The 11,715-nt window shown below is 28.4% G+C and carries 10 protein-coding genes and 1 pseudogene; all 11 read right to left on the reverse strand.

What is annotated here, in order from left to right; translation table 11 throughout:
* Nucleotides 1-76: 76 nt before the first annotated feature.
* Nucleotides 77-961, reverse strand: coding sequence for an ABC transporter permease (locus ACQ3F0_RS24180; protein WP_428868366.1), 885 nt, complete (start codon nucleotides 959-961; stop codon nucleotides 77-79).
* Nucleotides 961-1,887, reverse strand: a complete 927-nt coding sequence (locus ACQ3F0_RS24185) for an ABC transporter ATP-binding protein (protein ID WP_428868367.1) — start codon at nucleotides 1,885-1,887, stop codon at nucleotides 961-963. The genes ACQ3F0_RS24180 and ACQ3F0_RS24185 overlap by 1 nt, the downstream gene beginning before the upstream one ends.
* Nucleotides 1,887-4,316, reverse strand: a complete 2,430-nt coding sequence (locus ACQ3F0_RS24190) for a hypothetical protein (protein WP_428868368.1) — start codon at nucleotides 4,314-4,316, stop codon at nucleotides 1,887-1,889. Before ACQ3F0_RS24190 ends, ACQ3F0_RS24185 begins: the two co-directional genes overlap by 1 nt.
* Before the next feature lie 182 nt (nucleotides 4,317-4,498).
* Entirely contained in the window at nucleotides 4,499-6,349 is a 1,851-nt protein-coding gene (locus ACQ3F0_RS24195) for a PAS domain-containing sensor histidine kinase (RefSeq protein ID WP_428868369.1), read from the reverse strand.
* An 84-nt stretch (nucleotides 6,350-6,433) separates the two neighbouring features.
* Nucleotides 6,434-6,568, reverse strand: coding sequence for a cyclic lactone autoinducer peptide (locus ACQ3F0_RS24200; RefSeq protein WP_428868370.1), 135 nt, complete (start codon nucleotides 6,566-6,568; stop codon nucleotides 6,434-6,436).
* Complete coding sequence (locus ACQ3F0_RS24205) at nucleotides 6,558-7,241, reverse strand: accessory gene regulator ArgB-like protein (RefSeq protein ID WP_428868371.1); 684 nt, start codon at nucleotides 7,239-7,241, stop codon at nucleotides 6,558-6,560. The genes ACQ3F0_RS24200 and ACQ3F0_RS24205 overlap by 11 nt, the downstream gene beginning before the upstream one ends.
* Nucleotides 7,232-7,702 (reverse strand): hypothetical protein, encoded by a 471-nt coding sequence (locus ACQ3F0_RS24210; protein ID WP_428868372.1) that lies wholly within the window; start codon nucleotides 7,700-7,702, stop codon nucleotides 7,232-7,234. Before ACQ3F0_RS24210 ends, ACQ3F0_RS24205 begins: the two co-directional genes overlap by 10 nt.
* A gap of 231 nt (nucleotides 7,703-7,933) precedes the next feature.
* Nucleotides 7,934-9,046, reverse strand: coding sequence for an ester cyclase (locus tag ACQ3F0_RS24215; RefSeq protein ID WP_428868373.1), 1,113 nt, complete (start codon nucleotides 9,044-9,046; stop codon nucleotides 7,934-7,936).
* Nucleotides 9,047-9,248: 202 nt separating this feature from the next.
* Nucleotides 9,249-10,319, reverse strand: coding sequence for a butyrate kinase (gene buk / locus ACQ3F0_RS24220; protein WP_428868374.1), 1,071 nt, complete (start codon nucleotides 10,317-10,319; stop codon nucleotides 9,249-9,251).
* 177 nt (nucleotides 10,320-10,496) lie between these two features.
* Nucleotides 10,497-11,402: a phosphate butyryltransferase gene (gene ptb, locus ACQ3F0_RS24225; RefSeq protein ID WP_428868375.1), complete on the reverse strand. Its 906-nt coding sequence runs from the start codon at nucleotides 11,400-11,402 to the stop codon at nucleotides 10,497-10,499.
* Nucleotides 11,403-11,588: 186 nt separating this feature from the next.
* Nucleotides 11,589-11,715 (reverse strand): annotated as a pseudogene (locus tag ACQ3F0_RS24230) (pyruvate ferredoxin oxidoreductase); the annotation flags it as partial.

Genomic DNA, 11,715 nt, shown 5'->3' on the forward strand with positions numbered 1-11,715 from the left:
CATCATCGAAGATGATAAAGGCTTAGTTAAAGATTTTCTGCAAGAAAATCAACCTTAACTTGTCACTTGTAACTTATCACATGTCTCTAGTTTGTTTTGTATTTTTTCTAAAATGAATTTTTCTTTTCTTCTTTGTAGGATTGAGTTTCAATGCTGACAAGAACAAAAATATCCCTGCCATAATTAAATTTATTATGCTATTAAGAATCCAAAATGGAATTTTACTATTTGCTGCAGCTACATAAACTCCAGGTATATTAAAAGCATTTTCCATACCAAATTGAGAAGCAAGTAAAGATCCAAAACCTGCTAGTGGATTTAAATACATTAGAGGAAATGTTTCTTGTGAACTCCAAGTCTTTAAGTAAATTCTTACGTAAAACACTGCAAAGAAAATTGTTCCTAAAATAAGAAATGCAGTAAAAGCATATGTCAATACAGTGGCTGGAGTAGTTCTCTTTAAATGAGTTGAAAAGAAAATCCCTATACTTCCAATAGTAATTGTAAGAACTATATAAAATACTAATAATTGAAGTAATTCAATTATAGAAATTCCACCAAACAAAAATATTATTGAAAATACTGGAAGTGACGCTACTATCAACAATAATATCTGATTTATTGAAGTAAATAATTTACCAAGAATAATAGATTTTGTTGATAGTTTTGTACATAAAAGCAAGTCTAAAGTTTGACGTTCTCTCTCTCCCGATATAGAACCAGCTGTTAATGCTGGAACAATAAACGTTATTAACATAAATTGAATAATTGCCAATGTATTATAAATAGCCATAAAGCTTTCTCCTCTAAAGGATGAATAATAGGGATCCATAACTGTATTTAAAAGTATAAACACAACTACTAGAATCAATACACCTACATATGCTGCAATCATTCCTGCTGCTTTCCAATTTCTCATCCTTACTTTTAATTCTTTTTTCATAACTGGATTAATGTTCATTACTCTTCCCCCTTATCTATTACTTTCATAAATATGTCCTCTAAATTTCCATCTATTTGAGAAAAAGTAACTACTGGAACTTCTCTTATTATTAATTCTTTGAGAAGCTTATTCATATCACTATCATTTCCTACAAAATCAGCTTCAATTTTATTTTCACCAGTAATGATATTATTAATATTGGGAAATTCTTTAAGTATTATAACAGCTTTTTCTAATTCTGAACTTACTTTAATTCTTATACTTCTATTTTTGTATATCTTGCTCATAATCTCATCAAAAGTACCTTTAATAACCATTTTACCATTATCAATTATTCCAATAGTACTACAAATTTCTGAGAGTTCAGATAGTATATGCGAACTAACTATTACTGTTTTACCCATATCCTTCAAACTTTTCAAAATCTCTTTCATTTGAAATCTTGCCCTAGGGTCCATTCCTGAAGCTGGTTCATCTAAAACTAAAATTTTAGGATTGTGTACTAGACTTCTTGCAAGACAAAGCCTTTGTTTCATACCTCTTGACAAACTATCAACGTAAGCATCCTTTTTATTAGTCAAATCTACCAATTCTAATAAATCTGAACATATTTTTTTACTTTCCTCTCCAGTTATATCATATATCGAAGCGTAAAAATTCAAATATTCACTTACTTTCAAATTATCATAAACACCAAAGAAATCCGGCATATATCCTATAGCCTCTTTAGCTTTTTTACTATTTTTTATTGCATCTATTCCATCAACAAAAACTTCGCCCTTTGTAGCGCTCAATAATCCACATACAATTTTCATTGTTGTAGTTTTACCAGCTCCATTTGGACCTACGAAACCAAATATTTCTCCTTCTTCAATATCTAAACTCAAATTATCTACAGCATTAAATTTACCATAATTTTTATATAAATTTTTGATCTGAAGCACTATTTCACACTTCCTTTCACTGATATTTTAGGAATTTCACCTGGTGTATCATTTTTTAAAATATTTAGTTTAAATCTCAACTCATTATTATTATCTAGATATTTATCAAAATCTTCTTTCTTAATTTTATAATTTCTAAAGTCTCCTTCTTCCCATTCACCTGTTTTATTATTGTAAATATACTGTTCTGCGGCTTTAGCTCCGCCAGATTGAAAGATTGTCAAAGAATATTTAACATTTATTTCTTCAAGATTTATATCTTTCTCCTCGAGTAGAAAAGATACCTCATAATTACCAGTTTCATAAAATCGTTTTGAATACTCGTCATATCCCATAGCATTATTTCCTGAAGTATCTAATTTAGGAGCAATAAACCCATAGGGATATTCCGCAATACCGTTACTTTTAAATGTAATATTTGCATCTGTAATAAGAATACTCTTTTCAAATTTTCTTATGCTTTTCCCATTAACGATTATCCCTTTATTAAAATCTGTATTTGCCCAAGAAATAAGTTTAGGACTTTCAACATTGTTTGTATCCTCAAAATATGTATTTAAAAAATCAGCCTTTTGTCTTGAAAATTTTATTTTCTTTATCTCTTCAGCGCTCATAAAAGATGAATTAGCATTATTTCTGTTGTTTCTATATACTTTTTCAGTAAACTCACGAATTCCACCTCTATAAGTATTAGCAGCAATTTTCACTTCTTTCGTTTCTCCTGCTTTTATATCACCAATTTTTATATAATTATTGTTAAACAAAATATAGCTATCCGAAACATCAAAATCAAACTTGTTAGTTACTTTACCTGAGTACATTCCATCCGAGAAATTTAACGAGCATGCAATGTTACCTTCTTGTACCATATTTTTAACCTTAACAATATTATTACTAAAAACAGTGTTACTATAAAATTCAATATAATCTTTATTTCCTTCCATTATTTTTGATGTTGGATTTACATCTGACACTTTTAAATTAGTCAAATTATTTGATCTTGAATATCCATAATGGTAATTTTTTATCATAGGTGATAAGACCAAATTTTCATCAGTATCAATTTTTATATCCGATTTTGTAGGAGTCAAAACACTTGCAAAGCTATCTATACTTTTATTTCCCTCTTTATCCACATTAATATAGTTAATTGAATTAATTACAGAAGTACTTACCCTAGTAGAAATTCCAGAAACAAACATTATTACAACAAATATTATAGATAATACAGGCACAACACCCCACATTAGTTCTCTTTTATCTCTTTTCTTTAAGATCAAATAACTAATTGGTGACACCAATAAAATATAAATAATAAAAATAATTATTGTCTTCATAGCTGTTGGCATTGGAAGTTCAGGAATATTAGCTAAAATATTTTGTATCCTATTGAATTTATCATAACCCCTATCTGAATTAGATAATAAATCACCTGAGTACACTTCTTTAATAAGTTTTTTCACAAAACTATGTCTTACTTCCCAGTTTGCCATAGGATTCAACCCTAAATCAAAAGCTAAAACTTCTATAGTTCCTTTTCCTTTATCAATTTTTTGAACTATTGTAGAATTATTATCTTCTAACATACTAACACCTTTATCTAACTGTAGGTCTATTAAGTCTAGCTCCATTACTTCAACATTACCACCTAGACTCATAAATTCATGTAAAGCACTTGTATTAACCCTACTTACTTCACCAATTTTTCCTACTAAATAATCATCATCGCTTTCCATAAATATTCCAAGTGTCTTATTATAAGCTTCCCCTGTTCCAATAATCAATGTGCCCCCATTATTGACCCAAGTTTTCAATGCACTATATTGCTTTTCATTAAACTTTGAAGTATCAAAATCATTTATAATTAAAATATCAAAACTTTCCATTGTATTGTTATTTTCCGGAAAAATATTTTCATCTAATTGAACTCCCTTGCTTAAAACACTATTGTTTGAAAAGTTAAAATTCCCAAGATCTCCGGTATAACTAACATTATCTTGTTTATCACTTAAAATACCTATCAAAACACTATTTTCTCTTATTCCAGGTTTTATCTTGCTAAAATCTTCATAATAAACCTTATTACCTTCTATTAACTTGACGTATACTTTCTTAGAGCTATAATCCATTACAGGTACATCAATAGTAATATCTTTTGTAGAATTCTTTGGTAAATTAATCTCTTTAGCAAATAATGTTGTATCTCCATTATCATTAACAATTCCAAGCTGTAATTCACCATTGATATCCTTTATATTATTAGCTATTTCCACATTTATTGGTGTATAGTTTCCATATTTATAAATTCCATCAAATCCTGTGTTTATTTTGATGCTGACACTTTCTTCAGCTAAAACATTATAATTAATATTCAAAACTACTAATAATGATAATATCAATATTGATATTACCCTTCTAAATTTCTGCATTAAATACCCTCCTCTTAAATCCAACTACCCTTTTAATTGTTAAAACATTACACAAATCCCTTCCATTATAACATGAATCATTAATTTTCTAGTGAAATATTCTATTAACATGTTGTAAAAGAAATATTTGAAATAAAAAACACCCATTCTAAAAGTTAAACTTCTAGTTTGAGCGTTTTTCTTTAATCAGAATATACATCAGAAAATTCAATATTTATTCTTTCTATATTACTATCATATAGAATACTTTCTTCACTAGTGTCTTTGTCCACTAATTTTACTGGAAGATTTACAATAAACTCACTTCCTTCTCCAAACTTACTTTTAATATCAATTTTTCCTCCATGAAGTTCTACAAAAGATTTAACAAGCGACAACCCTATACCTGTTCCTTCATGATTTCGCTTAGATGTTTTATCTACCTGACCAAATCTTTCAAATATCATATCTAGTTTACCTTCAGGTATACCTACACCTGTATCTTTTACCGAAATAAGCACATGATCTATATTATCAATAATATTAACAAATATTTCTCCCCCTACATCAGTAAACTTAACTGCATTTGAAAGTAGATTAAGCACAATTCTTTCAAGTTTATTGGGATCAAAAGCCATTATTTTTTCTTCTACATTGGTATCAAATACTAGACTTATTTTTTTACTTTCTACATAAGAAACAACAGAAAGTACAATATTTTCTACAACACTCACTATATTATTATTTTGAACTTTTAGCGTAATAAAACCAGAATCAGATTTGGTAACATCAAGTAAATTATTAATTAATTTAGTTAGTCTATAACAATTTTGTTTCATCATACTCAAATATTTATTTTTCTTTATAGTATAATCTTTATCTGAATTATCAATTATATTCAACAGCTGTAATGCCGAAAATATTACGTTGAGTGGTGTTTTTAATTCATGAGATATATTTGTGAAAAACTCAGTAACCATTTTATTAAACTCTCGAGACTCATTTAATAATCTCACATTATGTTCTACATCCATTTGTAGCTTTTCTACCTGTTTCTCTGGAGTAATGTCTCGTAAAATACTAAGGATTGTATGCTGCCCTTTATATATTAAATACGTGGAAATATTTTCAACAACTATGGAACTATTATCGCACTTAAGTAAATTTTGTTCAAAGGAATACATATTTTCTATACTACTATATAATTCGGAAAACACCTTATTAACTTTACATTTTTCATCATCAGGAACAAATTCAAAAACTGATTTGTTGGTTATTTGCTCCTCAGAACTAAATCCCAGCATTTTTAAAGCACTTTCATTTGCAAATAATAATCTATCTTTAGAATGAATTATTATAGCATTGCTTGAATTGTTTATAAGTAAATTATAACAATTTTTATTTTTTATCAATATATCTTCAATATATCTCCTTTGCATATCTTTTTTTATCAATTCATTATTCAAACCTTTTAATTTCATATCTTTATTTCTAATATTTTCATTCTCAGTACTTACATAATTTCCTAAAGTATAAGCCGATAAAATAAAAACCCCTGCCAAAATTAAATCATTTTGAAAATATACATTGATTACAACATCAGAAACACATATCAAATCCATTCCTAAAATTATCACTGAAGAAACTAAAGATATAAACATTCCAAATTTCATACCTATTTGTATAGTTGATGTAATTATTATCAACAAATACAATAGTTTATATTGACTTAAATAGGTATTCGATATACTAATAAGTACTGTAATTATTACCACATACAGCAAACTTTCAGTAATTCTAAATAGCTTACTATTCTTACTTTTGTTAGCTTTTAAAACAAAGCACCACCACATGAAGGTTGTCCACATAACCATTAATACTGAACATCCTATAAGCGTTATATCTAGATATCCATTTATAGAATCTGACGAAATATCATATTGTATTAATACTGAATTATAAATAATCAAATCACAAAAAAATAATAAAATTAATTTTACAATGGATGTATTATCATTTATTTTTTTCCTAAGTTTTACTTCTGTATGTTCCATTCTTTTCACTTCCGTATAGTATATTTATAATTAATAAAACAAGTAACAAAAATATAAGGCTTTTGTTACTTGTTTTATTAATTATTAATCTCTTAGACACTCAGGTTCTTTAGGTTGATACATGCTAGCAACACATGCTGAAGCTGATGTTGAAACAGCAAATAAAGTTAATATAGCTGTTCCTAAAGTCACCATTGTCCTTATTACTTTACTCTTCATTTAAATCCTCCTTTAAACTAATTATATTAAATATTCTATTAAAAATTGAATCAAATATAAATATTACTTTATGTCCCTTTGATGTAAGGGTAAAAACTTGCCACAAAGAGCCAATCCATATACATCCTATAAAGTTTAATAAAATAACTATTTTATATTTAAAATAAATAAATAACAGAACATTTGTAAACACTAACAAAATATTTAAAATCCTTATAGAACATCTTTTGAGATACTGTTTTCTCTCAAATTTTACTATTGGCTTTTCTGGACTATCCACAGGAGCTAATTTATAAATAACATAATAAGAAATAATAAAACTTATTATTCCAAGAATTACGGCCACTTCAATACTAATCATCCTAAACAATACTTTTATTATTAATGCTAAAATTACTGTAACAATTGCTCCGATAATAGCACATCCATTAGGAGAACTTGCGTGAACTCCACCTGAATACTTCCTCAACAAACTAGAAGTAAAGAAAATAAAAAGAGCTTCTATCAAAACACCAAAAATTGTTCCAATTACTAAAACTATAAAAATGGCCCATAATTTTTGAAGAAAAATAAATGCTCCATAAGTAACTATTTCTTCATGGTCCTTGTCCAATTTTAAAATAGAGGCAAATTTACTCCCTATTCCATTAGATAGCTTTTCGATTAAAAACATTTTTCACCTTTCCTTTTAATCATAGTATATTTATATAGTAGCAAAGCAAATAGTATATATAAAAACAATGACGGCATTAGATAAACAGTTTTTAAAACAGGATTTACTAATGCAGTTTGTACGTTAATCTTGAAAATATTAACTATAATGAATACATTTACTAATTCACACAAAATCAAAACTAATGCAGCAGACATTATTGAAAATATTGCTTTATTTATTGGTATTTTACTTATAATAACACAAATAGGTATGTACGCAGAGAATATAATTAATGAGTGTACGCCCATATCAATAGGAAGAAGTCTTATTAAATATGTAGCTACAGCAAAAAGTAGACTTGATATTATATATGTTTTTTTCTGTATCTTAGTATTAGATATTAAATAACTTATTAGCACACTTATAAACGATTCTGGTATAGTTCTTAGCAAAAATTCTAGTACGGTTAATTTCAACATATAATACCTCTTTCCCTTTTTTATGATATTTTATTACTAATATAGACATTATATCATTTTATAAAATAAAAGAAAATACTTCCATAGAAATATTTGTTAGAATAACAAAACATTCAGAATAAAATAAAATATAGTTAAAATTCACATTAATTTTTTAACTAAAAGGCAATATGTAACGTATCTACATATTGTCTCATTTATTTCTCTTCATATCTATTTATTTATATATTGCTATTCACAACTAGTATCTTCATCACCCATATAAATCTGACGAAGCACATCTATTCCATCAAATGTCATCCACTCTTCTTTCACCTTATTATCAACTATGTGATAATGGTTCATAATCATAAAGCTAACCCTTTTTCCAGATGGATCCCCAAAATATCCATACCCTTCATGAATACCATTAATTCTCAATCTAACAGCAACATCCCATGCATTTTGATTTCCTCTTTCATTACATGATACTCTTTCCACCAAAATACCTGCATTTGGGAATGAAGCAAATAAGCTCACAAACATTCCTTGAATATCATCATATCCATTTAAATCTATATTGCATACATAATGAAGGCAAGCATTATCATGGTAGAAATCTTTTACTTTATTTATAAGCTTGCGATTCCAAATACTACTAATCATTTCTAAGACCATTTCTCCTACACTATCATCTTTAGCTTTATATAACTCTGGATAAAATTGACCTTCCATTGATTCTCCAATACCAAACTTACTTTGAAGTGCAGGCTCTAGATTCTTACTTTCTTTAGCAAATCTTTTAGCTACTTCATGTGGATCAAAACCTAGTTGTTTTACAATCCAAAGATTATCTCTTACTAACCATTCTTCGAAAATTCTATTTTTATAGGCTGCACAATCAACTACAGTCCTATAATTAATTTTTTTTCCTGTTGCTGGTCCAAAGCTGCAATCCCCTAAACTAGTTGCTGTAGAAACAATTCTATGTGAAGAAAGTAGTCCATCATTATCATACGGAGAAAATATAACATTTTGTCCAATCAACCTTCTATCAGGGAAAGCATGTAAGTTTTGAAGTGTATTACTAATAACGCCTTGAATACCAACAGCGGTTTGAGAACTAAGATGAAGGTGAACATTGTTTGAATATGTATCATAAATAACTCCAATACCTTTTTCTTCCCAAATATCATGAGTTATTTTAATAATAAAGTGAACGAAATCATTATATTTTTCATCATATCCGTCTAATTTTTGTTCTCTTTTACTTTCTAATAGAGCAAAATCATTATAATCTCTCCAAAGCACAGAATTAACTTCACTAATATCTCCGTAAAATATTTTATTTGAGTTATTTTCCATTTTCTTCTCATCCCCTTTCTATATACCTATTTTAACTAACAAATATATTTTTTATTTGATGACTATTGTATTTTTATCATACTTTTTTACATTATATTGTATTTTAATAACGCTGTCAAAACAAAGCATAAGCAATCCAAATAAACAAAACACGTTGATTTTATTTAAATCAACGTGTTTTGTTTATTCTAAAAACTTTTTACTAGCAATATTTTTTAGCTTCTTCTTTACCAGTTAAAACTCTCAAAGCACCTTCTGCTAGAGCTAATAATTCATCTTCACCTGGATATATTGCAACTGGAGATATGAATCCTACATTCTCAACAATTTTATCTGTAATATTTTTCCCGTATGCTATGCCACCTGTTAAAATAATCGAATCTACTTTTCCTTTTAAAACAGTAGCAGCACTTCCGATTTCTTTAGAAACTTGGTAAATAAAAGCATCTAATATTAATTTTGCTTTTTTATCACCATCTGAAGCTTTTTCTTCAACTATTCTTGCATCATTAGTTCCAAGATAAGAAACCATGCCACCTTTACCAGCTATCTTTTTATTAATTTCATCTATAGAATAATCCCCACTAAAACACATTTTAACTAAGTCACCAATTGGTACACTTCCACTTCTCTCAGGTGAAAAAGGACCATCACCATCTATTGCACCGTTTACATCAATAACTTTTCCATTCTTATGGATACCTACAGAAACTCCTCCACCCATATGAGTTACTATTAGATTTAATTCATCATACTTCTTATCATTTTCCTTCGCATATCTCTTAGCAACAGCCTTTTGATTTAAAGCATGGAATATACTTTTCCTATTAATTCCTTCCATACCTGAAACCCTAGCTACTTCTTGCATTTCATCTACAACAACTGGATCCACTATAAAAGCAGGTATATTTATTGGAGTAGCAATTTCATTTGCAATTATGCCACCAAGATTTGATGCATGTTGCCCTTGTACTCCTACTTTTAAATCTTCTAGCATCATTTCATTTACTGAATATGTACCACCACTTATTGGTTTTAGTAAGCCACCTCTTCCAACAACTGCATCTAAAGATTCCACTTCAAAATTTTTCTCTTTCAAAACATCTAAAATAACATTTTTTCTAAACTGGAACTGATCATAAATTTTTTCAAATTTATCAATTTCTTCTGATGAATGTCTTAAAGTTTCCTCAAAAATTTGCTTTTCATCTTCATAAACACCTATTTTTGTTGAAGTTGAACCCGGATTAATTATTAGCATTTTAAAACTCATTTTACGCACCCCTTTAATTTTAGTTGACAGTTAAGGATGATTTTCCTTCAGGAAATCTTTAACTAAACTTTTGTTAGCTTCGCTAACTAGGATATAATACTTTTGCTATGCAAAAGGGAATTAAATTAATTTAAAGCTTTTACGGAGTAAAAGGTTTCTTTACTGTAAACTGGTTTGTTATTTATTATTCGCTACTAGTGCTGCTAAAGCTATAGAATTCATCTTTGTTTGATGACTGTCAGCTCTTGATGTTAGTATAACTGGAGCTGCTGCTCCAACTAAAATTGCTCCACTTACTGAATCTGTTGTAAATGCTAAAGTTTTGTACATTACATTTCCTGCATCTATTGAAGGCATTAAAAGGATATCTGCTTTTCCAGCAACAGGTCCATCTATCTTTTTAGTTTTAGCTGCTTCTACTGAAAGAGCATTATCTGTAGCAAGTGGTCCATCGATTATACATCCTTTAATTTGACCTCTATCATTCATTTTAGATAACATTGCTGCATCGATTGTCGCTTGCATTTTAGGATTTACAACTTCAACAGCACATAATGGTGCTACTTTTGGTACTTCTATACCAACAGACTTTGCTACTAAAACTGAATTCTTTACTATTTTGATTTTATCGTTTAAATCTGGGTACATGTTAAAAGCACAATCTGTTAAAAATAATAATCTATCAATTTTTGGAGTTTGGAATACTGCAACATGTGACATTAAGTTAGTTGTTCTTAATCCAACTTCTTTGTTTAGTACTGCTCTTAAAAAATCTGCAGTTCCAACTAATCCTTTCATAACCATATCTGCTTTACCACTTGATACTAATTCTACAGCTTTTAGAGCTGCCTTGGCAGGATTCTTTTCATCAACAACTTCTATTCCTAATAAATCTATATTTAATTCTTCTGAAATTTTAAATATCTTTTCCTTGTCTCCTACTAGAATCGCGTCAGCAAACCCTTGATCTTTAGCCTCTTTCACTGCTTCAAGTACATGACTATCTTCTGCTGCAGCAACTGCTACTTTTTTAATATCTAAGCTTTTTGCTTTAGTAATAATTTCTTCAAATGTTCTTGCCATATAAAACACTCCTTTTAACTCTATTTAAACCGGTGTAGTTTTAAATTTGAAAACGCAATATTGTAACTGTTTTAGTTCGTCTTTTATTTCAATTGCGTACTTGAATTTTCATCAAGATTATATATTCTAAGCTAAAAAATCAAGTAATTTTTTATAGAAAAGGAGCTAATAAATAGCTCCTGTCAATTATTTTTCACCACATCTAACTAATAGTTCTTCCCATCTTCTGTCAACTTCAGCTTGCATTTCTGCAATTAGATGTTCATTACCTTTTTTGAATAGATGTTTGAATCTTCCTTGTGGTCTTAAGAAA

Source organism: Clostridium sediminicola, assembly GCF_050402865.1.
Taxonomy (GTDB): Bacteria; Bacillota; Clostridia; order Clostridiales; family Clostridiaceae; genus Clostridium_AF; species Clostridium_AF sediminicola.

Coding starts and splice junctions, on each gene's coding strand:
- ACQ3F0_RS24180 (WP_428868366.1), bottom strand. CDS start 961: ATGAACATTAATCCAGTTATGAAAAAAGAATTAAAAGTAAGGATGAGA.
- ACQ3F0_RS24190 (WP_428868368.1), bottom strand. CDS start 4,316: ATGCAGAAATTTAGAAGGGTAATATCAATATTGATATTATCATTATTA.
- ACQ3F0_RS24195 (WP_428868369.1), bottom strand. CDS start 6,349: ATGGAACATACAGAAGTAAAACTTAGGAAAAAAATAAATGATAATACA.
- ACQ3F0_RS24200 (WP_428868370.1), bottom strand. CDS start 6,568: ATGAAGAGTAAAGTAATAAGGACAATGGTGACTTTAGGAACAGCTATA.
- ACQ3F0_RS24205 (WP_428868371.1), bottom strand. CDS start 7,241: ATGTTTTTAATCGAAAAGCTATCTAATGGAATAGGGAGTAAATTTGCC.
- ACQ3F0_RS24210 (WP_428868372.1), bottom strand. CDS start 7,702: ATGTTGAAATTAACCGTACTAGAATTTTTGCTAAGAACTATACCAGAA.
- ACQ3F0_RS24215 (WP_428868373.1), bottom strand. CDS start 9,046: ATGGAAAATAACTCAAATAAAATATTTTACGGAGATATTAGTGAAGTT.
- buk (WP_428868374.1), bottom strand. CDS start 10,319: ATGAGTTTTAAAATGCTAATAATTAATCCGGGTTCAACTTCAACAAAA.
- ptb (WP_428868375.1), bottom strand. CDS start 11,402: ATGGCAAGAACATTTGAAGAAATTATTACTAAAGCAAAAAGCTTAGAT.